Here is a 26,607-nt window from a genome sequence, read left to right on the forward strand (position 1 = left end):
AACGAGCCTTTATCGGGTAACCCGATAAAGGGGAGGCGGGTGGGGTGCGGGGGCGAGGTGAGGGACAATCGGGGCATGAGTCAGCAGCCCAGCCCTGCCCTTCGTGGTGCCGTCGACCTCACCGGCCTCGGTCAGCAGCCGCAGCCCGGATCCGCTCCCTCCGCGGGCGGCGGCCAGCCCGGAGCCTCGGTGCTCGTCGAGGCCACCGACGCCACCTTCGAGCAGATCGTTGCCCGCAGCACCACGGTGCCGGCGGTCGGGGTGGTCTGGTCCTCGCAGCACCCGGAGAGCAAGCAGCTGCTGGACGAGACCGTCGCCGTCGCCCAGGGTCTCGAAGGGCGCCTGCAGGTCGTGGGGATGGACGTGGCCACCAACCCCGGGCTGATGCAGGCGCTGCAGCCGCAGCAGGTCCCGATGGCGATCGGTCTGCTCGGCGGCCAGGCGGTGCACCTGCTCACCGGCATGCCCGAGCGTCAGCAGCTCACCGAGGTCCTCGACCAGCTGCTCGCGGCGGCCGTGCAGAACGGCATCACCGGCCGGGTGCAGGTCTCCGCCGAGGACGCGAGCGAGGCGACCGACGGGGGCGCGGACGAGCTGCCGCCGCTGCACCAGGAGGCCTTCGACGCCATCGAGCGGGACGACCTCGACGCCGCTGCCTCCGCCTACGAGCGGGCGCTCGCGGAGAACCCCAAGGACGCCGAGGCCTCCGCCGGCCTGGCCCAGGTCGGCCTGATGCGCCGCACCCAGGGCGTCGACCTCGACGCGGCCCGCCGCGCCGCCGCCGACGACCCCACCGACATCGACGCAGCGCTCGTCGTCGCCGATCTCGACGTGCTCGGCGGTCACGTCGAGGACGGCTTCACCCGGCTGATCGACCTCGTGCGCACCACCGCCGGGGACGACCGGGAGCGGGTGCGCACCCACCTCGTCGGCCTCTTCGACGTCGTCGGCAACCACGACGAGCGGGTCCGCAAGGGGCGCACCGCGCTGATGAGCGCCCTCTTCTGAGGCCGGCCCTCCCGGGTGACCTCACCCGCCTCCCCTTTATCGGGTTACCCGATAAAGGCTCGGTCACCGGGGAAGGCTTGTCCGTAGACCGAGCGCTTCTCGACGCGGGTCACGGCTGGGCGCGCGCCTGCGTGACGGCAGCGTGACGAGTGCCTTGCGCTGCCCCGCAGGGCTTGGGACACTCCATCTCTGCTCCCTCCGGGGAGCTGGGGGGTTCCATTCTCACGGGGGGAGACCGTGATGCTCGATCCTGCTCGCACACCCTTGCTCGACCGCCGCACGAGAGGGCGAAGGGGGACACGCTGGGGGAGCGTGGCCGCGCTCGCCGTGCTGATGAGCCTGGCGCTCGCCTGGCCGCAGACCGCCCAGGCACGAGGGTCCGCGCCGACTGCGGCAGCCCCCGCCGCGCCGGCAGCACCCGCCGCCCCAGCAGCACCCGCCGCGCCGGCCGCACCAGCAGCAGCCGCCGACACCTTCGCCCCCGGCTTCTCTACCAGCGTCCTCTGGGACGCCCAGACCCCCGTGGTGGACGCGCTCGGTCGCCCCGTCCAGGGGCTGCGCCCCCGGGCCGGCGGCGCCCAGGGCCCCGGCGAGATCGAGTTCGGCGCGCACGGCGACGCCGTCGTCTCGGAGAAGGCCGGCCGGCTGCTCTACTTCGCCGGCCCGGACGCCGACTCCGGCGTGCTGCTCACCGACCGCTCCGGCCGCGGCCTCGACCAGGACACCCTGGCCGTGCGCGACACCGGCATGGGCGGGATCGCGCTCGACCCGATGTGGCCGCGGCGCCCCTACCTCTACGTGCTCTACACCTCCAACCTCAAGCACCCCTCGCAGGGCCCCGGCCGCTGGAGCGAGGCGGAGTGCTGGGACGGGCAGAGCTGCGTCGTCAACGGTCGCCTGGAGCGCCTGACCATCCGCACGCGCACCGCCGGAGGGCAGCAGGTGCGCTACATCGCCCACCGGCGCACCCTCATCCGGGACCAGTGGTGCCAGGTGGCCAACACGCACAGCGTCGGGGACCTCACCTTCGGCCGGGACGGGGCGCTCTACGCCTCCGCCGGCGACGGCACCCCCAACGGTCCGGTGAGCACCCTGCAGCAGCAGTCCTGCGGCTTCGCCCCCGACGAGCACCCCCGGCTGGCCACCCTCGACGTGCTCGACCCGGGCGCCGCGCCGGTCTCCCTCAACGGCAAGATCCTCCGGCTCAACCCCAGCACCGGGTCGGCGGCGCTGGGCAACCCCGAGGGCGGGTCGAGCGACCCCAACCGCGCCCGGGTCGTCGCCTCCGGGCTGCGCAACCCCTACCGGATGGCCTTCCGGCCGGGCAGCTCCACGCTGGCGGTCACGGTGGTCGGCGAAGGGCGCCACGAGGCGGTCTACGAGCTGCCCGACCCACGGGCCGGGGCCGTGACGAACAACGCCGGCTGGCCCTGCGTCGAGGTCAGCGAGCCCTTCCAGGGCGGGCCGCCGTGCGCCGGCCTGTCCATCGCCGAAGGGACGGTCACCGCGCCCGCCGCGACCTGGGTGCACGGCCAGCCGCTGGCCGACGAGCCCTGCGACCCGGGCGGGCCGAACGCGGCCATGGGCGTCGCCTACGGCGGGCTGTGGGCACCCTCTCGGATCCGCTCCGCGCTCTTCTTCGGCGACTACGGCCGCGGCTGCCTGTGGATGCGACCGGACGGCGGCAGCCCGCGCTTCGTCGCCCAGCTGCCGCGGCACAGCGTCCGCGACCTGACCACCGGGCCCGGCGGGATGATCTACCTGCCCGACTACCAGGCCGGGGCGGTGCGCCGCCTCGAGGTCGACGGCAGCGCCGCGGTCAGCTCGCGCGCCTCGGCACCAGGTAGCACGCAGACAGCCCGGCCACCCGCACCTCGAGCGAGTACGGCTGGCCGTGCCAGGGGCGCTCCTCGGCGGTGAGCACCACCCCGCCCTGGCTGGGCGTGCCCTCGGCGTCGAAGCCGGAGGTGTCCACGGCGACCTCCCAGTCGCCGGGCCGGGGCACCCCGATCCGCAGCGACTCCCGGTCGGCGCCACCGAAGTTCACCACCACGGCGACGACGTCGCCGTCGTGGTCGGCCTGGGCGTGCCGCAGGAAGCTGACGGTGTTGCCGGCGTTGTCGTCGGCGTCCAGCCAGGTGAAGCCGGCCGGGTCGGCGTCCAGCTGCCACAGCGCGGGGTGCTCGGTGTAGAGGGTGTTGAGCTCCTTGACGAGGTTGTGCACCCGGTAGTGCGCGGAGTGGTCGAGCAGGTGCCATTCCAGGGAGCGCCCGTCGGCCCACTCGCTGGTCTGCCCGAACTCGCAGCCCATGAAGAGCAGCTGCTTGCCGGGGAAGGCCCACTGGTAGGCGTAGAAGGCGCGCAGCGTCGCTAGCCGGGCGGCGTCGTCGCCGGGGATCTTGTACGGCATCGAGCCCTTGCCGTGGACCACCTCGTCGTGGCTGATCGGCAGCAGGTAGCTCTCGGCGTACGCGTACATCATGGCGAAGGTGAGCAGCTGGTGGTGGTACTGCCGGTTCACCGGGTCCTCGGCCAGGTAGCGGAGGCTGTCGTTCATCCAGCCCATGTTCCACTTCAGCCCGAAACCGAGCCCGCCGCTGTCCGTGGGCCGGGTGACCCCCGGCCAGGCGGTCGACTCCTCGGCCACCGTCACGATCCCCGGCACCCGGCGGTAGGCGGTGGCGTTGGCCTCCTGCAGCAGCCCGATCGCCTCGAGGTTCTCGCGGCCGCCGTGCACGTTCGGCACCCACTCGCCGTCGCTGCGGCTGTAGTCGAGGTAGAGCATCGAGGCGACCCCGTCGACCCGCAGCCCGTCGACGTGGAACTCCTCCAGCCAGTACAACGCGTTGGCGACGAGGAAGTTGCGCACCTCCAGCCGTCCGAAGTCGAAGACGAAGCTGCCCCAGTCCGGCTGCCAGCCCTTGCGCGGGTCGGGGTGCTCGTAGAGCGGCAGCCCGTCGAAGCGCACCAGCGCCCACTCGTCGGTGGCGAAGTGCCCGGGCACCCAGTCGAGGATGACCCCGATGCCGGCCTGGTGCAGCCGGTCGATGAGGTACCGGAAGTCGTCCGGGTCGCCGAAGCGGGAGTTCGGCGCGTAGTAGCTGGTGACGTGGTAGCCCCAGGACGGCGGGTAGGGGTGGTCCATCACCGGCAGCAGCTCGACGTGGGTGAAGCCGAGGTCGGCGACGTAGTTGACCAGGTGCTCGGCCATCTCGCGGTAGGTCAGACCCTGCCGCCAGGAGCCCAGGTGCACCTCGTAGATGCTCATCGGCCCGGTGTGCGGGTCGCGCCCGGCGCGGGCGGTCAGCCACTTCTGGTCGCCCCAGGTGTACTCGCTGGTGGTGATCACCGACCCGGTCGCCGGGGCCACCTCGGCCAGCCGGGCCATCGGGTCCGCCTTCTCCCGGACGACGTCGTCGGCGCCGCGCACCGCGAACTTGTACCGCTGCCCGGCCTGGGCGCCCGGCACGAAGAGCTCCCAGATGCCCGAGCTGCCCAGCGCCCGCATCGGCAGCGAGGGGAGGTCCCAGCCGTTGACGTCGCCGATGACGTGCACCGCCTTCGCCCGCGGCGCCCACACCGCGAAGGAGACGCCCTCGACGGTGCCCATCGGCCCGTCGTAGGAGCGCACGTGCGCCCCGAGGACGGTCCACAGCTGCTCGTGCCGGCCCTCGTTGACGAGGTGCTGGTCGACCTCGCCGAGGGTGGGGGAGAAGCGGTAGGGATCGTCCTGGACGTGCTCGACCCCGTCGTCCCAGGTGGTCAGCACCCGGTAGTCGAAGGTGGCGTCCGCCCCCTCGCGGACCCCGGAGAAGATGCCCTCGGCCTCGTGCTCTAGGTCGATCTCGACGCCGTCGTCGAAGCGCACCCGGACCTGCTGGGCCATCGGGCGCATGACCCGCACCCGCAGCCCGTCGTCCTCGAGGTGCTGGCCGAGCAGGTCGTGCGGCAGGGCGTGCCGACCGTGGGCCAGGGCCCAGAGCGCGCCGGGCAGGGCGGAGGAAGACGTGGGGCTCATGGTGCGGCCTCCTGGAGGGTTCGGTCGATGGCGGTGGTCGGGATGTGCAGCCAGGTGGGGCGGTTGCGGCTCTCGTAGACGACCTCGTAGAGGGCCTTGTCGAGCACGTGCGCGGCGAGCAGCTCGGGGTGGGCGCGCGGGTCGTCGCCGACCTGCGCGTAGCCGTCGAGGAAGGCCTGCTGCGCCTCGGCGACCCACGCGCCGGCGTCGGTGCCGGCGGGCGGGGTGACGCTGGCGCCGGCGTAGTCGAAGGAGCGCAGCATGCCGGCGACGTCGCGCAGCGGGCTGTCCGGCAGGTTGCGCTCGGCCAGTGGGCGCAGCGGCTCGCCCTCGAAGTCGATGGCCACCCAGCCGCGGCCGGGCACGTCGAGCACCTGGCCGAGGTGGTAGTCGCCGTGGATGCGTTGCAGCGCGGGCCAGTCGGCGGCCGCCGCCGCATCGAGCACCCGACCCACCGCGGCCTCGTGCCGGGCGATCGCCGGCACCTCGCCGGCCGCCACCGCGGCCCGTCGGCGCATCGCGTCGACGAGGTGCTCGACCTGCGCGGCGTCGGCGGGCGTGGTGGGCATCACCCGGGCCAGCCCGGCATGGATCTGCGCGGTGGCGGCACCGAGCGCCCGGGCCGCCTCGGCGAAGGAGCGGCCGGCGGCCAGCTCTTGCAGCACCACCCGCCAGGCGTCGGTGGTCCCCGGGAGGAACTCCTGGGCGAAGGCCAGCTGTCCGTGCTCGCTGCCACCGTCGGCGCCCTGCCAGGCGCCGGCGACGTGACCGACGCTGGCCGGCACCACCGGGGAGCCGCTGGCGGCCAGCGCCCCCTGCAGCGTGACGTCCGGGTTCTCCCCGGCGGCCAGGGTGCGGAAGATCTTGACGATCACCGCGGGCGCTCCGGCGTGCTCGGCGTCCGGCTGCACGATGATCGAGGTGTTGGACTGTTCGCCGCGCAGCACCTGGGTGCTGCCGATGCTCGGCTCGCGCGGCCAGGCGGGGTGCGGGGCGCCGACCACCTCGGGCTGCTCGGTCCACGAGCGGGACCCGTGCTGGGCGGCCACCCGCCCGCGCAGCAGCGCCAGCAGCTGGGTCACGTAGACCTCGTCGTGCGGGGCGTCGTAGACCCAGCGGTGGCCGAGCGCCGGGTGCTCCAGCTCGCCGACGAGGGCGTGCTCGGCACCGGCCAGCGGGGCGCCCCGGTAGGTCAGCGGGACCTGGTAGAGCACCGGCGCCGGGCCGGCCTCGTCCCGGTAGACGAGCGTCTCGATGCCGACCTCGCCGGCCGGGTCGTCCAGGCGCCAGCTGTCCACCCGGTGCAGCCGGGGGCTGGCCCCCTTCGCGGCGTACCAGCGCTGGTCACCGATCCAGGCGGTGACCAGGTCGTCCTTGCCCGGGGTGAGGGTGACGTCGTGGATCTCTGCCATGCCGGCCGCTCAGTACCGCCGCAGGGCGAGCACGTGCACCGGCTCGCCGTCGGTGCCGAGGCGCACGTAGTTCTCGCTGCCCCAGTCCCAGACGGCACCGGTGACGAGGTCGGTGGCCTCCACCCGCTCGTCCCAGCCGAGACCGAGCGCCGGCATGTCCAGGCGCACCGTCGACTCCCGGGTGCCGTGCGGGTCGAGGTTGGCCACGACCAGGACCACGTCCTCGCCGTCCGCGGTGCCGTCGTCGCTGCCGTCGCCGCCACCCTCGGTGGTGGCCCGCTTGCTGTAGGCGAGCAGGTTCTCGTCGTCGACGTGGTGGAAGCGCAGGTTCCGCAGCCGGCGCAGCGCCGGGTGCTCCCGCCGGATCCGGTTGAGCATGGTCAGCCAGCCGGCCAGCGACTCGCCCTCGCGGGCTCCGCCCGGCTCGAAGTCGGCCCAGCGCCGGTCCTTGAGCTGGTACTTCTCGTTGTCGATCTGCTCCTCGGCGCCCGGCCGGGCGACGTGCTCCATGAGCTCGTAGCCGGCGTAGATGCCCCAGGTGGGGACCATCGTCGCGGCCAGCGCCGCCCGCAGCCTCCACGCGGCCTCGCCGCCGAACTGCATGTACGGGGTGAGGATGTCGTGGGTGGTCGGCCAGAAGCTGGGCCGCATGTAGGCGGCGGCCTCGCCGCTGACCTCGGTGCCGTACTCGGTGAGCTCGGCGGCGGTGTTGCGCCAGGCGAAGTAGGTGTAGCTCTGCTGGAAGCCGACCTTCGCCAAGGTGTGCATCATCGCCGGCTTCGTGAAGGCCTCGGCGAGCCAGATGACGTCCGGGTGGTCGGCGGCGACGTCGTCGATGAGCCACTGCCAGAACTCGACCGGCTTGGTGTGCGGGTTGTCCACCCGGAAGATCCGCACCCCGTGGTCGATCCAGACCTGCACCACCCGACGGACCTCGGCGTAGATCCCGGCGGGGTCCTTGTCGAAGTTGACCGGGTAGATGTCCTGGTACTTCTTCGGCGGGTTCTCGGCGTAGGCGATGGTGCCGTCGGCACGGGTGGTGAACCACTCCGGGTGCTCGCTGACCCACGGGTGGTCGGGGGAGCACTGCAGCGCCAGGTCGAGGGCGACCTCCAGCCCCTCGGCCTCGGCCGCGGCGACGAAGGCGTCGAAGTCGTCGAAGTCCCCGAGGTCGGGGTGGATGGCGTCGTGCCCGCCGTCGGGCGAGCCGATCGCGTACGGGCTGCCGGGGTCGGTGGGGGAGGCGTCCAGGGTGTTGTTCGGCCCCTTGCGGGCGGTCGTGCCGATCGGGTGGACCGGGGTCAGGTAGACCACGTCGAAGCCCATCGCGGCGATCGCCGGCAGCCGCTGCGCGGCGGTGCGCAGCGTGCCGCTGATCCAGCGGCCGGTCTCCTCGTCGAAGCGGGCGCCCTCGGAGCGCGGGAAGATCTCGTACCAGGAGCCGACGAGCGCGCGCTCGCGCTCGACGAGCAGCGGCAGGTCGGCGCTCGGGCTGAGCAGCTCGCGCAGCGGGTGGTCGGTCATCTCCGCGGCCACCTCGCCGTGGGTGACCGTGTGCAGCCGCGTGCTCGGGCGCGCGGTCTCGTCCTGGAGCACGGCGATGCCGTCGCGCAGCACCTGACGGCCGGACGGGGTGCGCGTGGGCTCCTCCAGCGCGCGCTGCAGCACCCGCACGCCCTCGGCGAGCATGAGCTCGGCGTCGATGTCCGCGGCCACCTTGATCGACGCGTCGTGCACCCAGGTGCCCCAGGGGTCGGACCAGCCCTCGACCCGGTAGCTCCACAGCCCGGTCTCGTCCGCGCTGATCTCCCGGACCCAGTGCGAGAGACCGGGGTTGTCGCAGGACATCGTCACGGTGCGCTCGTCGCCGTCGGGATCGGTGAGCACCACCGAGGCGCTGACCGCGTCGTGGCCCTCGCGGAAGACGGTCGCGGTCACCTCGAAGGGCTCACCGACGACGGCCTTGGCCGGCCGGGCCCCGTGGTCGACGCAGGGGCGGACGTCGAGCACCGGGATGCGGCCCAGCGGGCGCTGCGGTGGCGAGGAGAGGGGGGCCTGCTCCACGTGCCCGCCGACGGTGGCGGGGGGCGGTTCGGCGGCGGTCGTCGCGGCGGCGGGATCGGTCGTCACCCGCACGAACCTACCGTCGCGGCAGGTGCGATTCGAGCCGCAGGTGTCGGCTTCGTCACATCGGCTCGTGGGCCCTACGCTGTGCGCCGTGAAGGCCATCCGTCGTTTCTCCGTCCGCCCCGTCCTGCCCGAGCCGATCCAGGCCCTGGGCGAGATCGCCACCAACCTGCGGTGGAGCTGGTACTCCCCGGCCCGCGACCTCTTCGCCGGCATCGATCCCGATCGCTGGGAGCGGGTGCACCAGGACCCGGTGGCGCTGCTCTCGGCGCTGAGCGCCGGCGAGCTGGCCGACCTGGCGGCCGACCCCGGCTTCGTCGCGCGGGTCGAGGAGGCGAAGGCCGACCTGGACGCCTACATGAGCGCCGAGCGCTGGTACGCCGGCTTCCGCGCCGAGCAGCAGCAGGCCCCCTCGGCGATCGCCTACTTCAGCCCCGAGTTCGGCATCACCGAGGTGCTGCCGCAGTACTCCGGCGGGCTGGGCATCCTCGCCGGCGACCACCTCAAGGCCGCCTCCGACCTCGGGGTGCCGATCGTCGGGGTGGGGCTGTTCTACAAGACCGGCTACTTCAAGCAGAGCCTCAACCGGGACGGCTGGCAGGTCGAGGACTACCCGGTGCTCGACCCGCAGGGCCTGCCGCTGCACCTGCTCCGCGAGCAGGACGGCACCCCCTGCGTCGTCACCGTGGACATGCCTGGCGGCCGCACCCTGCGCGCGCACGTATGGCGCGCCCAGGTCGGCCGGGTGCCGCTGCTGCTGCTGGACTCCGACGTGCCCGGCAACGAGGAGGCGCTGCGCACCGTCACCGAGCGGCTCTACGGCGGCGGCGGCGAGCAGCGGCTGCAGCAGGAGATGCTCCTCGGCATCGGCGGGGTGCGGGCGCTGCGGCTGTGGTCGCGGCTGACCGGCGCCCCGGCACCGGAGGTCTTCCACACCAACGAGGGCCACGCCGGCTTCCTCGGCATCGAGCGGATCAGCGAGCTCGTGCAGCAGCACGGGCTGAGCTTCGAGGAGGCCCGCGAGGCCACCCGCGCCGGCACCGTCTTCACCACGCACACCCCGGTCCCGGCCGGCATCGACCGCTTCGACGCCACCCTCGTCCAGCTCTACCTCGGCGGCGAGCAGGCGCTGCCCGGCGTGCCCACCGAGCGGCTGCTGGCCCTCGGCGCCGAGACCTACGAGGGCGGCGACCGCGGCGTCTTCAACATGGCCGTCATGGGGCTGCGCCTGGCCGGCCGCGCGAACGGCGTCTCCCAGCTGCACGGCCAGGTCAGCCGCGGCATGTTCGACGGGCTGTGGCCCGGCTTCGACGACGCCGAGGTGCCGATCACCTCGATCACCAACGGCGTGCACGCCCCGACGTGGGTCGACGACCGGGTCTTCGACCTGGCCCGCGAGCACCTCGGCGGGGGCGACCTCGAGGTCTCCGAGAAGTGGGACGAGATCGCCCAGGTGCCGGGGGAGCGGATCTGGGCGACGAAGCGGGAGATGCGTGCCCAGCTCGTGGCCGACGCCCGGGCGCGGCTGCGCCGCAGCTGGGCCAAGCGCGGCGCCAGCGAGGCCGAGCTCGGCTGGACCGAGCAGGTGCTCGACCCGGACGTGCTGACCATCGGCTTCGCCCGGCGGGTGCCGACCTACAAGCGGCTGACCCTCATGCTGCGCGACCCGGAGCGGCTCAAGCGCCTGCTGACCGACCCCGAGCGACCGGTGCAGCTGGTCATCGCCGGCAAGTCGCACCCGGCCGACGAGACCGGCAAGCAGCTCATCCAGCAGATGGTCCGCTTCGCCGACGAGCACGACGTGCGTCACCGGATCGTCTTCCTGCCCAACTACGGGATCGGCATGGCCCAGTCGCTCTACCCGGGCTGCGACGTCTGGCTGAACAACCCGCTGCGCCCCTTCGAGGCGTCCGGCACCTCGGGGATGAAGGCGGCGCTCAACGGCGGGCTCAACCTCTCCATCCTCGACGGCTGGTGGGACGAGTGGTACGACGGCGAGAACGGCTGGGCGATCCCCACCGCGGACGGCGTGCACGACCCGGACCGTCGTGACGACATCGAGGCGGCCGCGCTCTACGACCTCATCGAGACCCAGGTCGCCCCGCGCTTCTACGACGTCGACGAGCACGGCCTGCCGCAGCGCTGGCTGGCGATGCTGCGGCACACCCTGGCCACCCTCGGCCCGAAGGTGCTGGCCACCCGGATGGTCCGCGAGTACGTCGAGCGGCTCTACGCCCCGGCCGCCGCGGGCGGTGCCGCCGTCACCGTCGACGACTTCGCCGGGGCCCGCGACCTGGCCGCCTACGAGGCGCGGGTGCACGCCGGCTGGGACCAGGTGCGGGTCGAGCACGTCGAGGGCAGCCTGCCCAGCGACAGCGTCGAGGTCGGTCAGACCCTGCACGTCGACGCCTACGTCCACCTCGACGGGCTGGCCCCGCAGGAGGTGGCGGTGCAGGTCGTGGCCGGCACCGCCGCGCTGGGCACCGACGACCTCTCCGACTGGGAGGCGAGCCCGCTGAGCCTGGTGGAGTCCTACGACGACGGCCGGCACAAGTTCTCCGGCGACCTGACCATCGAGCGGACCGGCCAGTTCGGCTGGACCGTGCGGGTGCTGCCCCGGCACGAGCTGCTCGCCTCGCCGGCGACGCTCGGGCTGGTCGCCAACGCCTGAGGTCCGGGTGCGCGACGCCGTGCCGGACCGGGTGGCCGGTCTCGAGGTCGAGCTGGACCGGATCGCCGGTCTGCTCGCCCCCCTGGACGAGCCCGGCTGGCAGCGGCCCGTGCCCGCCTGCCCCGGCTGGTCGGTGAGCGACCTCGTCGGGCACCTCGGCGGCATCCACCGCTGGGTGGTGGTCGCGGTGCGCGACGGGCACGGGCGGGACGCCCCGCCGGCGCCACCGGCGCAGCGGCTCGCCGACTGGTTCGACGTCGGCGCCCGCGAGCTGCGCGCCGAGCTGGCCGTGGACCCGCAGGCGCCGGCGTGGAGCTTCCACCCGCCGCTGCAGGTGGTCGCCTTCTGGCAGCGGCGCCAGCTGCACGAGCACGTCGTGCACCGGGTCGACCTGGAGCAGGCGCTCGGCCTGCCGGTCACGCCGGTGCCGGCCGAGGTGGCCGCGGACGGCCTGGCCGAGGTGGTGGAGGTCTTCCTGCCGCGGCGGCTGGGCTCCGGGCGCCTGGATCCGCTGCCGGCGGCGATCGCGCTGCGCTGCACCGACACCGGCGACCGGGTCGTCCTCGGCGACGGCGAGCCGGCGGCCGAGCTCAGCGGCGCGGCGGCCGACCTCTACCTGGCGCTGTGGAAGCGGCGGGGGAGCGAGGGCCTGGTCTGGTCGGGCGACGCCGCCCTGGGCCGGCAGGTCTTCGCCATGCCGCTCAGCAGCTGAGCGTCAGCCCGCGGCGGAGTAGAGACGCAGGCTGGCCGCGCCCACCGGCTCCGCGCGCGGCGAGAGGATCTCCCCGGTGCGTCGCCCGCCCGGCGACTCCCAGGCGCTGTCCCACTCCAGCACCCAGCCGCTCGCGCCGGGCACCGGCGGGAGGGTCAGGGTCGCGTCGTGCGGCCCGCCGTGCAGCACGAGCAGCGCGCTGCGGTGACCGAGCGGCCGGCCGTCGAGGACGAGCTGCAGGGTGCGGCGATCGGCCTGCTCCCAGGCGCTCGTCGTCATCGGTGCGCCGTGCTCGTCGAACCAGGACAGGTCGCTGCCGGCGCCGTCGCTGTCGCCGCCGGCCGACCAGCCGGCCCGTCGGCGCAGCACCGGCAGCTCGCGGCGCAGCCGGGTCAGGTGGGCCGTGGTGGCGAGCAGGTCGCGGCGCGGCTGGTCGAGGTCCCAGTCGAGCCAGCTGAGCGCGTTCGCCTGGGCGTAGGGGTTGTTGTTGCCGTCGGTGGTGCGCCCGATCTCGTCGCCGGAGGCGATCATCGGGGTGCCGGTGGATAGCAGCAGGGTGCCGAGCATCCCGCGGGCGGTGCGGCGCCGGGCGGCGAGCACCGACGGGTCGTCGGTGGGGCCCTCGACGCCGTGGTTCCAGGACAGGTCGTGGTCGCTGCCGTCCCGGCCGTCCTCGCCGTTGGCCTCGTTGTGCTTGTGGTCGTAGGCGGTGAGGTCGGCCAGGGTGAAGCCGTCGTGCGCGGTCACGAAGCTCACCGAGGCCTCCGGCCCGCGGTCGTGCCCGCCGAAGAGGTCGTGGCTGCCGGCCAGCCGGGTGGCCAGCTCGCCCATCCCGTGCCCGCCGCGCTCGCCGCGCGCCCGCGCGGCGGCGTCGGTCAGCCAGAAGGTGCGCACCGCGTCCCGGTAGCGGTCGTTCCACTCGGCGAAGGGCGGCGGGAACTGCCCGGTGCGCCAGCCGTGCGGACCGATGTCCCAGGGCTCGGCGATGAGCCGCACCTGGGAGAGCACCGGATCGGTGCGCAGCGCGGTGAGGAAGGAGTGCTGCCGCTCGAAGTCCTCGTGCGCGCCGCGGGCCAGCGCCACGGCGAGGTCGAAGCGGAAGCCGTCGACGCCGTAACGGGTCACCCAGTGCCGCAGCGAGTCCAGCACCATCCGCTGGGTCGCGGTGTCGGTGAGGTCGAGGGTGTTGCCGCAGCCGGTGACGTCGATGTCCCGGCCCCTCTCGTCGAGGCGATAGCTGCGGGCCGCGGACAGACCGCGCCAGGAGAGCGTGGTCCCGTCGACCCCCTGCTCGGCGGTGTGGTTGTAGACCACGTCGAGCAGCACCTCGATGCCGGCGGCGTGCAGCGCGGCGATCGCGTCCTGCAGCTCGCGTACCGTCGCCTGCGGGTCCTCGGGCGTGGCCGAGTACGGCTGGTGCGGGGCGAAGAAGCCCAGCGTCGTGTAGCCCCAGTGGTTGGTCAGCCCGCGGCGCACGAGGTGCGGCTCGTGGGCGAAGGCGTGCACCGGCAGCAGCTCCAGCGCGGTGACCCCGAGCTCGCGCAGGTGCGCGATCGTCGCCGGGTGCCCCAGAGCGGCGTAGGTGCCGCGCAGCTGCTCCGGCACCGCCGGCAGCCGACGGGTCAGCTCGACGACGTGCGCCTCGTAGATGACGAGCTCGTCCGCCGGGTGCCGCGGTGCAGATGCAGGTGCAGATCTCTCGGGCTCCTGGGCCGGGCGGTCGACAGCCGCGAGATCGACCACCACCGCCCGCGGGGTGTCGGGCGCCGAGTCGAGGTCGCTGCGCACCCGGTGGTCGCCGCGCCCGGCGTCGTCGACGACGTGCCCGTAGACCGCGGGGGTGAGCCGCACGCCGCCGTCGATCGCCCGCGCGTAGGGGTCGAGCAGCAGCTTCGCCGGGTTGAACCGGTGCCCGCGCTCCGGTGCCCACGGGCCGTCGGCGCGCAGCCCGTAGCGGGTGCCCGCCGCCAGTCCGGGGACGTGCCCGAACCACCAGCCCTCCCGGCGCCGGGGGAGGCGGTGGCGGTGCTCCCGGCCGAGGGCGTCCTGAGTGGTCAGCCACACGCTGCTCGCGTCCGGCGCGTGCACCGCGACGTCGGCGCCGCCGGCCACCGGGGTGACCCCGGGGGCGGGGCAGCGCGGCAGCGGCTGGGCGTCGGTCTCGGGTGCGGCGGGCGGCATGGCCGACACCCTAGGCAGTCGGTACGTTGGGGGCATGAGCGATCCCACCAGCCTGCCCAACTTCTCCCCGCAGCCCGGCGAGGGCGACGGCGCCGAGCCGCCGGCCGAGGCCCCGCTGAAGCAGCGGGTCAAGGACGCCCTCGTCGAGCTCGGCCTGGAGGCGAGCATCGACACCGACGGCGACGTCTCCTTCACCTTCGAGGGGCAGCAGCTCTTCGTGCGGTGCGCCGACGACGAGTCCAACGTGCTGCGGGTCTTCGGCCAGTGGGCCCTGGAGGACCCGGTGCCGACCGACGAGACCGAGCGGCTGCGGGTGTGCAACGACCTCAACGTCGCCTTCAACCTCGTCAAGGCGGCCGTGGCCAACGACACCCTGCTGGTGACCAGCGAGCACATCCTGCCGCGCGGCGCCGACGTGCGCGGCCTGCTCGGGCTCTCCGTGCCGCTGGTGCTCCAGGGCGTGCAGCTGTGGCACCAGCGGGCCACCGGTCAGGACCTGGCCGAGGCCGTCGAGGAGGCCCGCGCGGCCGACGACGCCGCCCAGGGCGGTGCGGCCGACGGTCAGAACGGGCAGGGCCCGGGCGCATGAGCGAGCTGGTCCGCCTGGAGGTCGAGGACGGCATCGGGGTCATCCGCCTCGACCGGCCGAAGATGAACGCCCTCAACGCCGAGCTGCAGCGCGGCCTCGGCGAGGCGGCCGCGGAGGCCGGCCGGCGCGACGACGTCGCCGCGGTGATCCTCTACGGCGGCGAGAAGGTCTTCGCCGCCGGCGCCGACATCGTCGAGATGTCCGAGATGTCCTACGCCGAGATGGCCGAGCACAGCCGGCTGCTGCAGGGCTTCACCCGCGACTTGGCGGCCATCCCCAAGCCGACCGTGGCGGCGATCGCCGGCTTCGCGCTCGGCGGCGGCTGCGAGGTCGCGCTCTGCTGCGACTTCCGGATCGCCGGGAGCAACGCCAAGCTCGGCCAGCCGGAGATCCTCCTCGGGGTCATCCCTGGCGCCGGCGGCACCCAGCGGCTGGCCCGCCTGGTGGGTCCGGCCAAGGCCAAGGACCTCATCTACACCGGCCGATTCGTCGACGCCCAGGAGGCGCAGCAGATCGGGCTGGTGGACCGGGTCGTCGAGCCCGACCAGGTGCTCGCCGCGGCGCAGGAGATGATGGCGCCCTTCGTCGGTGGTCCGGCGCTGGCGCTGCGCGCTGCCAAGCAGGCCGTCGACAGCGGCCTCGAGGTGGACCTGCAGACCGGGCTGGAGATCGAGCGCTCCCTCTTCGCCGGGCTCTTCGCCACCAACGACCAGAAGGCCGGGATGCGCAGCTTCATGGAGAACGGCCCCGGCAAGGCCACCTTCGACGGCACCTGACCCAGGCCCCCACCTCCCACCCCCACCGACCCGCACCTCCCGAAAAACGCAACTGCCTAGGCAGCTGTATTCGCTCGGCCTGCAGGCCGAGCGGATACAGCTAAGCGAAGGGTCTGCACGTTGTCCGAGCCGCTGGACGTCCTCGTCGTCTACGTCCCCCACGACGACACCGAAGGGGTGCTCGCCGGCCTCTTCGCCGTCGGCGCCGGCGCGATCGGGGAGTACACCGAGTGCGCCTTCGTCGTCCCGGGCACCGGGCAGTTCCGGCCGGTCGGCGGCGCCGACCCGACGATCGGCGAGGTCGGCCGGCTCGAGCACGTCGCCGAGGACCGGGTCGAGCTGACCTTCCCGCGGGGGCTCCGCGAGACGGTGGTCGCCGCCCTGCGCGAGGTGCACCCCTACGAGGAGCCCGCCTTCCACGTGCTGCGCAACGACGCGAGCTGAGCCGCTCCCGACCACCACGATCCCGTTACCTACCGGTCAGGAACCCCGGCAGGACGGGGCGGTGTGGTGAATGGCACCTCACCCACGGTTGGTGCCGCCCGCCTCGCGTCGATAGGTTGCGGGGTGAGGGGCCCACGCCAGCAGCGGCCACGACGTCGCGCGGACACGGCCTCCGGACAGACACCATCGCCTGACCCAGGAAGAGGACGATTCACCGATGAACATCGTCGTCTGCGTGAAGTACGTGCCGGACGCTCAGTCCGACCGCACGTTCAACGAGGACAACACCACGGACCGGGAGGGCGTCGACGGCCTGCTCTCCGAGCTCGACGAGTACGCCATCGAGGAGGCGCTGAAGATCGTCGAGGACGGCGAGGGCGAGGTCACCGTGCTGACCATCGGCCCGGCCGACGCCGGCGAGGCCGTGAAGAAGGCCCTGCAGATGGGCGCCGACAAGGGTGTGCACGTCAGCGACGACGCCATCCACGGCTCCGACGCCCCGGCCACCTCGCTGGTGCTCGCCGAGGCCGTCAAGAAGATCGGCACCCCGGACCTCGTGCTCACCGGCATGGCCTCCACCGACGGCACCATGTCGGTCGTCCCGGCGATGCTCGCCGAGCGCCTCGGCCTGCCGCAGGTGACCTTCGCCTCGGAGCTGACCGTCGGCGACGGCACCGTGAGCATCCGCCGTGACGGCGACACCGCCAGCGAGACCATCGAGGCCTCGCTGCCGGCGCTGGTCTCGGTCACTGACCAGATCAACGAGCCGCGCTACCCCTCCTTCAAGGGGATCATGGCGGCCAAGAAGAAGCCGGTCGAGGAGTGGAGCCTCTCCGACCTCGGCGTCGACGCCGGGCAGGTCGGCCAGGAGGGTGCCTGGACCCAGGTCACCTCCTTCGCCAAGCGCCCGCCGCGCGAGCAGGGCGAGATCGTCACCGACGAGGGCGACGGCGGCACCAAGCTGGCCGAGTTCCTCGCCACGAACAAGTTCGTCTGAGCCGGCTGCGACAAGGAGAGAGACACCCCCATGGCTGAAGTACTCGTTCTCGTCGACCACGCCAACGGCGCGGTCAAGAAGCCCGCGGCCGAGATGCTTACCCTCGCCCGCCGCATCGGTGAGCCCACGGCCGTCTTCATCGGCCCCGGCGCCGAGACCGCCAAGGACCTGCTGGCCCGCTACGGCGCCGAGAAGATCGTCGCCGTCTCCGACCCCTCGGTCGGGGAGTACCTGGTGGCCCCGCAGGCCGAGATCCTCGCCCAGCTCGTCGAGCAGTCCTCGCCGGCCGCCGTGCTCATCCCGAGCAACGCCGCCGGCAAGGAGATCGCCGCCCGGCTGGCTATCAAGACCGGCTCCGGCCTGATCACCGACGCCGTCGACGTGCAGGCGGGTGACGGCGGCCCGGAGACCACCCAGTCCGTCTTCGCCGGCTCCTACACCGTCAAGGCGAAGGTGACCACCGGCACCGCGATCATCACCGTGAAGCCGAACTCCACCGCCCCGGAGCAGGCCAGCGGCGCCGGTGCCTTCGAGGAGCTCACCCCGCAGCTGTCCGACGCGGCGAAGGCGGCGAAGATCACCGCCTCCGAGCCGAAGAAGAAGTCGGGCCGGCCCGAGCTCAACGAGGCGGCCATCGTCGTCTCCGGTGGCCGTGGCACCGGCGGCGACTTCTCGCCGGTCGAGGGCTTCGCCGACAGCCTCGGTGCGGCCGTCGGCGCCTCCCGCGCCGCGGTGGACGCCGGCTGGTACCCGCACACCTCGCAGGTCGGCCAGACCGGCAAGCAGGTCAGCCCGCAGCTGTACGTCGCGGCCGGCATCTCCGGCGCGATCCAGCACCGCGCCGGCATGCAGACCTCGAAGACCATCGTCGCCATCAACAAGGACGAGGAGGCGCCGATCTTCGAGCTCGTCGACTTCGGCGTCGTCGGCGACCTCTTCCAGGTGCTGCCGCAGGCCACCGAGGCGGTGCAGGGCAAGAAGGGCTGACCGCCCCTCCCTGCGCAACCACGCGTCGAGAGCCGCCCGGGATCCCCGGGCGGCTCTCGTGCGTCCGGGGCGCTGGCGTCCGGGTGCGGTCTGCCGGCGTCCGGGCCGGCACGTGTCCCGAGCACGGGTGATGCACCTCGCGTTACCCAAACGTGACATCGCGACGGGGGCCGGTTACGCTGGTCGTTGCGCCTTCATCCATCGTGGTGGCCGTCCACCACGGTGCCCGGCGTGTCGACGGTGTCGTCGACCTCCCCGTCCCAGCCCCGCGCGCGTCAGTCCCCGATGCGCCCGAGGCGCCGAGCTGTCTCCCCTGAGGTACCCCTGTGAGCCCCTCCACCCGCCATGTCTCCCGCCACGCCAGCGCCGGCCCGCTGGCGAGGCTGCGCGCGGCCGGCCCCCGCACCACGGTCAAGGCCGTCGCCGGTCTCGGCCTCGTCGCGGGCTCGCTGAGCCTGGTGATCGCCCCGGCCACCTCCGGCGAGGAGGCGGCCGCGACCGCGCAGAGCACGAGCACCCAGGACGCCTCGGCCCAGCTGGCCCAGCGCTCCGAGGACGCCGGCTCGCGCTCCGCCGGGCGCGAGGTGCTCGTCGCCCCGGAGAAGAGCGAGAAGGACTCCGGCAGCAGCGACTTCGGCTCGGTCGATGTCGAGGCGGTCGCCAAGCCCGAGCCCACCCCGGAGCCGACGCCGGAGGAGAGCGAGACCTCCGAGGAGGCTCAGGCCGAGGAGACCGAGGCCCCGGCCGAGGAGACCCCGGAGGCCACCGAGGAGAGCTCGGCGCCGACCACGCAGGAGAGCACCTCGAGCGAGACGTCCGAGGAGACCAGCAGCGCGAGCGAGGACAGCGGCTCCGGCTCCAGCGGCTCGGGTGCCCCGGACACGAGCAGCTACGCCGCCGAGGGCGCCGGGATCGGCCTCAGCTCGGCCGCCCAGCGGGTGTACTCCGCGGTGCGCACCGAGTTCCCGCACCTGAGCAACATCGGCGGCTACCGGGCCGGCGACAGCGGCGACCACGGCTCCGGCAACGCGGTCGACGTCATGTGCGGCAGCGCCGACGGTGACGCCGTCGCCGCGTGGGCCACGTCCAACGCCGGCCCCCTCGGCATCAAGTACGTCATCTGGGAGCAGCGGATCTGGCTGCCCGGTCAGGGCTGGCGCGCCATGGAGGACCGGGGCTCGGCCACGGCCAACCACTTCGACCACGTGCACATCTCGGTCGGCTGAAACGCTGACATATTGCAGCAGATGTAGGATCCCGAGTCCCGGGAAGGTTGATTTTCCGGGGTTCTTAGGGTTCTAGTCCGATCGACTGCGGCTCTTGACGGGCGTTCTCGGCCCCTGATTTTCCGGGGTTTCTTGCATGTGATGTACGAATCATGCATTTGATGTATGTTGGCTCATGTGGTGGATGACGACGGGGACATGGGCGCGCTCGTCCTGCCGTTCAGGGCGTCGGGAGACCCGGTCGCGACGGCTGACGCCTTCGTCGAGGAGATGTTGCAGGGGTTCGCCAATCAGCAGCGGGCTCGGTCGTTGAACCTCGCCACGATCCACGCGCGGGACCGGCAGGTTCGCCGATTCATGGAGTTCTGCGGTTCGATGCCGTGGGAGTGGGGCCCCGTGGATGTCGAGGACTGGACGACGCATCTGGTGTCTGAGCCCAGGCCGGTGGCCACTTCGACCGTGCGCGCCTACCAGCAGGCCGTTGCGCTGTTCTGCGACTACCTCGTGGACCCTCGTTACGGGTGGGGCGAGCGGTCCATGGAGATGTTTGGCTCGCATCCTGTCCAGATTTTCCACGAGTGGAACACCACCGCGCACGTGATCGAGACGGAGGCGCGTCCGCAAGTCCGCCCTTTGACGCGGGTGGAGGTCCAGCGACTGCTCGACCATGCGGATGAGCGTGCGTTCCAGGCGTATGGCTCGGGCCGCAAGGGGTGGGCGACGGCGTACCGGGATGCGACCCTCTTCAAGGTCATCTACGCCTTCGGGCTACGGCGCAGAGAGGCGGCGATGTTGGACGTGTACGACTTCACGCGAAACCCGGCAGCGCCGGAGTTCGGCAAGTACGGAGTGTGCAACGTGCGATGGGGGAAGGCCTCGCGTGGTTCCGGGCCGCGTCGTCGAGGGGTCATCGCGGTGCACCGGTGGGCGAGCGAGGCGCTGGCCCAGTACGTGGAGCAGGTGCGTCCGCAGTTCCAGACGACGTCGCCGGCGTTGTGGCCCACGGAGAGACAGGGCCGGGTCAGCAGTCACCATGTCGATCGCAGATTCGCGCAGTGGCGCGAGGAGTTGGGGCTCGACCCCCTCCTGCATCCGCACTGCCTGCGACACTCATACGTCACCCATCTGATCGAAGATGGTTTCGACCACCGATTCGTCCAGGAGCAAGCTGGGCACCGCTGGGGTTCGACGACTGCTCTCTACACCGGGGTGTCAGGCGACTACCGCAACCAGGTGGTGCGACAGGCTTTGGACCGAGCGTTCACCCCACCGACAGAAGGGCCGAATGATGAGCCAGGCAACGAAGACGGTTGACTATCGGTGGCACCTACGTCAGGTGATGGCTCAGCACGGGATGCATGCCACCTCGGATCTGGTGCCCCATCTGGCCGATCGCGGGGTGGTCATGACGCCGACGCAGGTGTACCGCATCGTCACATCGCCGCCAGCCAGGATGAACATGCAGCTCTTGTCGGCGCTGTGCGATCTCTTTGGCTGTGGCCCAGGGGATCTGATCGAGCCATATGTGGTGTCGACCTCTCGTCGGGCGCGCAAGGCCGTGGGCCAACGACCAGACGCGCCTCGGCGCGGGGGCGCGCCCAGAGCCGTTCGGGCTCAGATCGTGCACGACCCCGGGGGCACATGACATGCCCGATGACGAGGGCGGCGCTGCCAACGACGACGTGCAGGATGTGGTCGACGCCCTGCAGCGGCATGACCCCCAAGTCCAGCCTGAGCTGATCGCGAAACTCGTCGGGCAGGTCGCACCGGGGCCCCGAACTCGCAAGGACCTGCTCACGTACCTGCGTGAGCACCCCGACGTCGTGACGCAGGGGGGCTCGAGAATGCCGAAGGTCGTCGGCGAGCTGCTCTACGCCGCGATCGCCGCCGGTGTGAAGGGGGTTGTCAGTCCTGCCTGCGCGTCGTGTGCTCGCCCGCGCACCCTCTTCCACAACACCGCAGACGGGCAGCGAATCTGTCCCAGCTGCTACAACCGGACGCGACGAGCCATCTGCTCGGTGTGCGGCCAAGAGCGGCACGTGGCGGGCAAAAGCTCCGAAGGGGGCGCGCTCTGCGGGACGTGCAGGAACGCAGGCAAGCCCGATGGCGAGTGTGCCGGGTGCGGCCGGGTCATGCAGGTGCGGCGTTCGAAGGACGGACTCGAATACTGCCGACGGTGCGCCAGTCGTCGTGCGCCGACCGAGTCCTGCGCCAGCTGCGGCCGGGTCACCCGCGTCAACGCACGCCAGCCAGATGGGACTGGCCTGTGCTCCAACTGCTACACCAAGGAGAGGCAGACGACGGCAACCTGCGACGCGTGCGGGCAGTCGGCCGCGCTCGTCGCGAGAAAGGGCGGTCGTGGCGGTCATGACCGGAATCTGTGCGGACGTTGCTACCGCCACCCGCACAGGGAGTGCGGTCTGTGCGGGCGCACTCGACGGGTCGCTCTTCGTGCGACGGAGACCTCTCCTGACGTGTGCCCGACCTGCTACTGGGCCCCGGTTGTGCTGTGCGCGACGTGCGGGCAGGAGGGGTTGGGACGCAGGACCACCAACGATGGAGACCCGTGGTGCTTCGCCTGCCAGGCGGCCACGAGGGTCGACGAGTTCTTGGCGGACGAGCACGGGCACCTTCGCCTTGGGTATGCGCCCGTGCGCGAGGCACTGCTGGAGATGGACCCTCGTTCGGTGCTGCACAACTGGGGACGGGTTGAGTGCTTCCGGCTGCTCGGAGACCTGCTGACCGAGCACGGGGAGGTCACCCATGAGCTGCTGGATGCCGAGCCGCAAGCGTTCAGCGTGCACTACCTGCGAGGAGTGCTGGTGTCGGCGGGTTTATTGAACGAGCGGGATGAGTACCTGGCGCGGCTGAGGGTCTTCTGCCAGGACGTCGTGGCAGAGGTCGACCAGGTGAGCGAACGGCAAGTTCTCGCGCGCTACGCACAGTGGTATGTGATCGCTCGCCTGCAGATCGGCCCGGGTGGGCTGACGGCCAACCAGGCGTACAACGCCCGCAGCGAGGTTCGCAGCGCCCAGCGCTTCATCGCCTTCCTCAGTCTTCGCGGTGTCGGTGTGCGTGACTGCCGACAACGCGACATCGAGGAGTGGGCGCTCGAGGGCAGGAGCCTGCACTTCGTCCGGTGGCTCAAGCGACAGCGCTTCTTACCTGCGAGCGTCGCCGTCACCACCCCGAGCGTGGCCGCGTCAGCGCAGACTGGGGATCCAGACGACCAGCTGGAGCTGGCCCGCCGGCTGTTGCACGATCCGTCCATAGCCGGAGTTGAGGAGCGAGTGGCAGGAACTCTCGTGCTGCTCTACGCGCAACCGCTGGCCCGGATTGCGCGGCTGACGCTCGAAGACCTCACCGAGGACAGGGGGCGGATGCAGCTCAAGCTGGGCGAACATCCGCTCGACGTTCCTCCCGTGCTGGCGGACCTTCTTCGGCAACTGCCCGTCCACAAGCCCTTCGGGGCTGCTCGTGAGTTGGCCGACGAGCAGTGGCTCTTCCCGGGCAAGAGGGCCGGTCAGCCGCGGCACGCGATGTCGTTGATGAGAGCACTTCGACCACTGGGGATCCCCGCGCGGGTCAGCCGCAACACCGCGCTGCTGCATCTGGCCGCCAGCGTCCCACCGGCGGTCATTGCCAACGCCTTGGGGATCGATACGAGCACCGCCCAGAAGTGGGCCGAGGTGGCGGGTTCAAGCTGGAGCGCCTATGGCCCATCGCGCCGGCGGGACGTGAATCAGGGGCCGGTCATCGATGTGTGACGGGGCCGCCACGCTGCGGCGGGCCGGTTGGTGTCGCTCCCGACTGGTCAGGCGTCGAGGACCTGACGCGCCAGAGCGAGGCGATCGGGCGCGAGGGTGAACCAGGCCCACTGCCCGCGACGCTCCCGGGTCAGCAGGCCGGCGTCGACGAGCACCTTGAGGTGGTGACTCACCGTGGGCTGGGCCAGGCCGAGGGGCTCCGGTAGGTCGCAGGCGCACACTTCCTGACCGGGGGAGCAGCGCACGATGCCCAGGATCTGCAGGCGGACGGGGTCGGCGACCGCCTTGAGGAGTCGGGCCACCGCCTCGGCGTCCTCGCGCGAGATGGGTGCGCTCCCCTCGGTGGCGCAGCACCGCTCCACCGCCTGGGTGAGGAGGGTGCGTCCGTCGGTGGAGTGGGCGATCGACATGGCCTCATATTGACATGCGTCGATGCGCAGTGCCAAGGTTGACGTATCGACACACGTCGATATGACCCGATGGAGGAACCCCACGTGAGCCGCGTTCAGATCGCTCTCAATGTCGTCGACCTCGAGGCGTCCATCGCCTTCTACTCCACGCTCTTCGGTGTCGAGCCGCACAAGCGCCGGCCCGGCTACGCGAACTTCGCGATCAGTGAGCCGCCGCTGAAGCTCGTGCTCATCGAGACCGACGAGGCGACCCGCGAGAGTGGGCCGCGGGGTGCGCTAAACCACCTCGGCGTCGAGGTCGACAGCGCCGAGCAGGTCAGCGAGGCGCGCACCCGGCTCACGGATGGCGGGCTGGCGACGTTCGACGAGGACGACACGACGTGCTGCTACGCCCTGCAGGACAAGGTGTGGGTCCACGACCCGGCCGGCGCCCCGTGGGAGGTCTACGTCGTCAAGGACGAGAACCCGGCGAACGCCCAGCCGGCCACCGCGTCCCTGCCCGTCCTCGAGCAGTCCTCGCCGTGCTGCGCCCCGCAGGGGAGCCAAGCGTGACGATGTCTGAAGAAACCCCCGAACGCGCGCCCGCACGCCTGGCGATGCTGGATCGCTACCTGCCCGCGTGGATCGGCATCGCCATGGTCGCCGGGCTCGTGCTCGGCCGCGGGGTGCCCGGTCTGGGGTCCGCCCTGGACGCGGTCCAGCTGCACGGCATCTCGCTGCCCATCGCCCTCGGCCTGCTCGTCATGATGTACCCACCGCTGGCCAAGGTCAGGTACGACCGCCTTGATTCGGTCACCCGTGACCGCAGCCTGCTCGGGTCCTCCCTCGTGCTCAACTGGATCGTCGGCCCGGCGCTGATGTTCGCCCTGGCGTGGGCCTTCCTACCCGACCTGCCGGAGTACCGGACCGGTCTGATCATCGTAGGCCTCGCCCGGTGCATCGCCATGGTGATCATCTGGAACGACCTGGCCTGCGGCGACCGTGAAGCGGCTGCCGTCCTCGTCGCACTCAACTCGATCTTCCAGATCCTCGCCTTCGCGGCCCTCGGGTGGTTCTACCTGGCGGTGCTCCCGGGCTGGCTGGGCCTGGAGCAAAGCACGCTGGACGTCTCGTTCGGCCAGATCGCCGTGTCGGTCCTGATCTTCCTCGGGGTCCCCCTGCTCGCCGGGTACCTCTCCCGCCGCATCGGCGAGCGGCGCTGGGGCCGGCAGGCATACGAGGGCACCTTCCTGCCGAAGATCGGCCCGTGGGCGCTCTACGGCCTGCTCTTCACCATCGTCGTCCTCTTCGCCCTGCAGGGCGACGCGATCACCTCGCGCCCACTGGACGTCGCCCGCATCGCGGTGCCGCTCCTGGCCTACTTCGCCCTGATGTGGGGCGCCGGCTACCTCACCGGTCGCGTACTCGGGATGACCTACGAACGCACCACCACGCTCGCCTTCACCGCGGCGGGCAACAACTTCGAGCTGGCCATCGCCGTCGCCATCGCGACCTTCGGCGTCACATCCGGCCAGGCCCTCGCAGGCGTCGTCGGACCTCTGATCGAGGTGCCGGTCCTCGTCGGCTTGGTCTATGTCAGCCTCGGGCTGCGTCGACGCTTCCCCCACTCTTCGTCAGCCGTGGCACCATCTCGCATCCCAGCAGAGGACCGCACGTGAGTACCGCACCCCACACGCCCGACACGTACGACCGACTCATCGACGACCTGACCTACGCCTACGACGGGGTCTTCTCACCCGAGACCATCGCCACAGTCGTGCACGAGGCCCGCGCCCTGCTCGAGCCGCGCGCCACGATCACGCAGTACCTGCCGATCTTCGTCGCGAAGCAGGCCCGCGAGCAGCTCATGACCGTGGCCCAGGCTGAAGGGAGAGTCGCCAAGCAAGTCCCCGAGATCCTCTTCATCTGCGTGCACAACGCCGGGCGGTCCCAGATGGCCGCCGCCCTCACCGAGCACCTGTCTGCCCGCAAGGTCCACGTGCGCTCGGCCGGGTCCGAACCCGTGGACACGGTCAACCCCACCGTCCTCGAAGCCCTGGCCGAGCGTGGCATCCCGCTCAGCGCGCCATACCCCAAGCCCTTGACCCACAGCGCCGTCCAGGCAGCAGACGTCATCGTCACCATGGGCTGCGGCGACGCCTGCCCGGTCTTTCCCGGCAAGCGCTACGAGGACTGGGACGTCGCCGACCCCGACGGCCAACCACTCGACGTCGTGCGGGACATCCGGGATGACATCCAACAGCGCGTAACCCGCCTCCTGCGCGACGTCCTCGCCTGACCTCTCCCACCCTCCTGGAGCCCACATGACCAACCAACCCTCAGTCCTCTACGTCTGCGTTCACAACGCCGGCCGCTCGCAGATGGCCGCAGCCTTCACGCGCACCCTCTCCGGCGGTGCCGTCGAGGTTCGTTCGGCCGGGTCGGCACCCGCAGACACGATCAACCCTGCCGTTCGAGAGGCGATGCTCGAGGAGGGCATCGACCTGTCTGCGGAAACGCCCAAGATCCTCACGACCGAAGCCGTCAAGGCCTCCGACGTCGTCATCACGATGGGCTGCGGTGACACCTGCCCGATCTTCCCCGGCAAGCGTTACGAGGACTGGACCCTCGATGACCCAGCCGGGCAGGGGGTCGACGCCGTGCGGCCGATCCGCGACAACATCCGAGCCCGAGTCAGTCAGCTCCTCGACTCCCTCGGAATCGACCCGGTCGAGACCCGCGCATGAGCACCCGACCCTCCGTGCTCTTCGTCTGCGTCAAGAACGGCGGCAAGTCCCAGATGGCTGCCGCCCTCATGCGCCAACGCCACGGCCACACCATCGACGTGCACTCAGCTGGCACACGTCCCGGGACAGCGCTCAACGCGGGCTCGGTCACCTCGCTCGAAGAGGTCGGCGCCAGCGTCGCTGGGGAGCACCCCAAACCGATCGACCCAGCGATGCTCGACACCGTCGACCGCGTCGTCATCCTTGGTGAGGATGCCCAGATCGAGCAGCCGGGCACCTCGACGACCGACCGATGGATCACCGACGAGCCGTCTGCCCGCGGCATCGAGGGCCACGCGCGCATGAACCTCATCCGCGACGACATCACGACACGAGTCGATGCCCTAGCAGCAGCTCTGCGCCACGAGGTGTGAGGTGTCCAAATTGCGCAACGCGGCCCTGTAACAACTCGCCGCCAGCGTGCGCTCGGCCGTGAACGCGAGCGTCTTGGGGAGCGAGCCGGGAACCGCGCCATGGTGCGCGAACCAGGTCGCCTCGAACTGGCTGACATGCGGCC

At 71.8% G+C, this 26,607-nt stretch carries 23 protein-coding genes; 18 read left to right on the plus strand and 5 right to left on the minus strand.

The genetic code is table 11. The features are described from left to right. Positions 1 to 75: 75 nt before the first annotated feature. Both BJY28_RS09640 and BJY28_RS09645 read left to right on the plus strand, forming a co-directional pair. On the plus strand, positions 76 to 1,008 hold the full coding sequence (locus tag BJY28_RS09640; RefSeq protein ID WP_179462819.1) for a co-chaperone YbbN: 933 nt from the start codon (positions 76 to 78) through the stop codon (positions 1,006 to 1,008). 312 nt (positions 1,009 to 1,320) lie between these two features. Further along, positions 1,321 to 2,928: a PQQ-dependent sugar dehydrogenase gene (locus BJY28_RS09645; protein ID WP_179462820.1), complete on the plus strand. Its 1,608-nt coding sequence runs from the start codon at positions 1,321 to 1,323 to the stop codon at positions 2,926 to 2,928. Here the strand turns inward: BJY28_RS09645 and glgB are convergent. The 3 genes from glgB to BJY28_RS09660 are packed head-to-tail and all read right to left on the minus strand — an operon-like array spanning position 2,828 to position 8,568. Further along, positions 2,828 to 5,026, minus strand: coding sequence for a 1,4-alpha-glucan branching protein GlgB (gene glgB / locus BJY28_RS09650; RefSeq protein ID WP_179462821.1), 2,199 nt, complete (start codon positions 5,024 to 5,026; stop codon positions 2,828 to 2,830). The two genes, BJY28_RS09645 and glgB, sit on opposite strands and share 101 nt — an antisense overlap. Then, entirely contained in the window at positions 5,023 to 6,438 is a 1,416-nt protein-coding gene (locus BJY28_RS09655; RefSeq protein WP_179462822.1) for a maltokinase N-terminal cap-like domain-containing protein, read from the minus strand. The genes glgB and BJY28_RS09655 overlap by 4 nt, the downstream gene beginning before the upstream one ends. A 9-nt stretch (positions 6,439 to 6,447) precedes the next feature. After that, a complete protein-coding gene (locus BJY28_RS09660) occupies positions 6,448 to 8,568 on the minus strand; it encodes an alpha-1,4-glucan--maltose-1-phosphate maltosyltransferase (RefSeq protein WP_425485706.1) in 2,121 nt (706 codons plus the stop codon). Positions 8,569 to 8,656: 88 nt separating this feature from the next. Between BJY28_RS09660 and glgP the strand changes: the two genes are divergently transcribed. Continuing rightward, a complete protein-coding gene (gene glgP, locus BJY28_RS09665) occupies positions 8,657 to 11,236 on the plus strand; it encodes an alpha-glucan family phosphorylase (RefSeq protein WP_179462824.1) in 2,580 nt (859 codons plus the stop codon). Positions 11,237 to 11,243: 7 nt separating this feature from the next. After that, positions 11,244 to 11,948 (plus strand): maleylpyruvate isomerase family mycothiol-dependent enzyme, encoded by a 705-nt coding sequence (locus BJY28_RS09670; protein WP_179462825.1) that lies wholly within the window; start codon positions 11,244 to 11,246, stop codon positions 11,946 to 11,948. A gap of 3 nt (positions 11,949 to 11,951) precedes the next feature. On the opposite strand, the gene glgX is transcribed toward BJY28_RS09670, so the two are convergent. Further along, on the minus strand, positions 11,952 to 14,129 hold the full coding sequence (gene glgX, locus BJY28_RS09675) for a glycogen debranching protein GlgX (protein ID WP_179462826.1): 2,178 nt from the start codon (positions 14,127 to 14,129) through the stop codon (positions 11,952 to 11,954). A gap of 34 nt (positions 14,130 to 14,163) precedes the next feature. Between glgX and BJY28_RS09680 the strand changes: the two genes are divergently transcribed. The 9 genes from BJY28_RS09680 (at position 14,164) to BJY28_RS09720 (ending at position 22,915) form a co-directional block, all read left to right on the plus strand. Beyond that, entirely contained in the window at positions 14,164 to 14,718 is a 555-nt protein-coding gene (locus BJY28_RS09680; RefSeq protein ID WP_179462827.1) for a T3SS (YopN, CesT) and YbjN peptide-binding chaperone 1, read from the plus strand. Further along, positions 14,715 to 15,494 (plus strand): enoyl-CoA hydratase/isomerase family protein, encoded by a 780-nt coding sequence (locus BJY28_RS09685; protein ID WP_179462828.1) that lies wholly within the window; start codon positions 14,715 to 14,717, stop codon positions 15,492 to 15,494. The genes BJY28_RS09680 and BJY28_RS09685 overlap by 4 nt, the downstream gene beginning before the upstream one ends. A gap of 120 nt (positions 15,495 to 15,614) precedes the next feature. Then, complete coding sequence (locus tag BJY28_RS09690) at positions 15,615 to 15,938, plus strand: YqfO family protein (RefSeq protein WP_179462829.1); 324 nt, start codon at positions 15,615 to 15,617, stop codon at positions 15,936 to 15,938. Between the two features lie 217 nt (positions 15,939 to 16,155). Next, positions 16,156 to 16,935 (plus strand): electron transfer flavoprotein subunit beta/FixA family protein, encoded by a 780-nt coding sequence (locus BJY28_RS09695; protein ID WP_179462830.1) that lies wholly within the window; start codon positions 16,156 to 16,158, stop codon positions 16,933 to 16,935. Positions 16,936 to 16,965: 30 nt separating this feature from the next. Continuing rightward, complete coding sequence (locus BJY28_RS09700) at positions 16,966 to 17,922, plus strand: electron transfer flavoprotein subunit alpha/FixB family protein (RefSeq protein ID WP_179462831.1); 957 nt, start codon at positions 16,966 to 16,968, stop codon at positions 17,920 to 17,922. A 326-nt stretch (positions 17,923 to 18,248) separates the two neighbouring features. Further along, positions 18,249 to 19,148 carry a VldE C-terminal domain-containing protein gene (locus tag BJY28_RS16275; protein WP_179462832.1) on the plus strand — a complete coding sequence of 300 codons (900 nt, stop codon included), beginning with the start codon at positions 18,249 to 18,251 and terminating at the stop codon, positions 19,146 to 19,148. Positions 19,149 to 19,328: 180 nt separating this feature from the next. Further along, positions 19,329 to 20,462, plus strand: coding sequence for a tyrosine-type recombinase/integrase (locus tag BJY28_RS09710; RefSeq protein ID WP_343037043.1), 1,134 nt, complete (start codon positions 19,329 to 19,331; stop codon positions 20,460 to 20,462). Next, positions 20,437 to 20,793 (plus strand): helix-turn-helix domain-containing protein, encoded by a 357-nt coding sequence (locus BJY28_RS09715; protein WP_179464048.1) that lies wholly within the window; start codon positions 20,437 to 20,439, stop codon positions 20,791 to 20,793. Before BJY28_RS09710 ends, BJY28_RS09715 begins: the two co-directional genes overlap by 26 nt. Position 20,794: 1 nt before the next feature. Continuing rightward, complete coding sequence (locus BJY28_RS09720; RefSeq protein WP_179462833.1) at positions 20,795 to 22,915, plus strand: hypothetical protein; 2,121 nt, start codon at positions 20,795 to 20,797, stop codon at positions 22,913 to 22,915. A gap of 47 nt (positions 22,916 to 22,962) precedes the next feature. Here BJY28_RS09720 and BJY28_RS09725 read toward each other — a convergent pair whose 3' ends face one another. Further along, positions 22,963 to 23,325: an ArsR/SmtB family transcription factor gene (locus BJY28_RS09725; RefSeq protein WP_179462834.1), complete on the minus strand. Its 363-nt coding sequence runs from the start codon at positions 23,323 to 23,325 to the stop codon at positions 22,963 to 22,965. Between the two features lie 84 nt (positions 23,326 to 23,409). On the opposite strand from BJY28_RS09725, the gene BJY28_RS09730 reads away from it, so the two are divergent. The 5 genes from BJY28_RS09730 to BJY28_RS09750 are packed head-to-tail and all read left to right on the plus strand — an operon-like array spanning position 23,410 to position 26,464. Then, positions 23,410 to 23,877 carry an ArsI/CadI family heavy metal resistance metalloenzyme gene (locus BJY28_RS09730; protein ID WP_179462835.1) on the plus strand — a complete coding sequence of 156 codons (468 nt, stop codon included), beginning with the start codon at positions 23,410 to 23,412 and terminating at the stop codon, positions 23,875 to 23,877. 2 nt (positions 23,878 to 23,879) lie between these two features. Continuing rightward, positions 23,880 to 24,983: an ACR3 family arsenite efflux transporter gene (gene arsB, locus BJY28_RS09735; RefSeq protein ID WP_179462836.1), complete on the plus strand. Its 1,104-nt coding sequence runs from the start codon at positions 23,880 to 23,882 to the stop codon at positions 24,981 to 24,983. Beyond that, complete coding sequence (locus tag BJY28_RS09740; protein ID WP_179462837.1) at positions 24,980 to 25,603, plus strand: arsenate reductase/protein-tyrosine-phosphatase family protein; 624 nt, start codon at positions 24,980 to 24,982, stop codon at positions 25,601 to 25,603. The genes arsB and BJY28_RS09740 overlap by 4 nt, the downstream gene beginning before the upstream one ends. A gap of 25 nt (positions 25,604 to 25,628) precedes the next feature. Next, a complete protein-coding gene (locus BJY28_RS09745) occupies positions 25,629 to 26,051 on the plus strand; it encodes an arsenate reductase ArsC (RefSeq protein WP_179462838.1) in 423 nt (140 codons plus the stop codon). Positions 26,052 to 26,065: 14 nt separating this feature from the next. Then, positions 26,066 to 26,464 carry an arsenate-mycothiol transferase ArsC gene (locus BJY28_RS09750; RefSeq protein ID WP_343037044.1) on the plus strand — a complete coding sequence of 133 codons (399 nt, stop codon included), beginning with the start codon at positions 26,066 to 26,068 and terminating at the stop codon, positions 26,462 to 26,464. Positions 26,465 to 26,607: the final 143 nt, after the last annotated feature.

The sequence above is a fragment of the Janibacter alkaliphilus genome, from assembly GCF_013408565.1.
In the GTDB taxonomy this organism is placed as follows: domain Bacteria; phylum Actinomycetota; class Actinomycetes; order Actinomycetales; family Dermatophilaceae; genus Janibacter; species Janibacter alkaliphilus.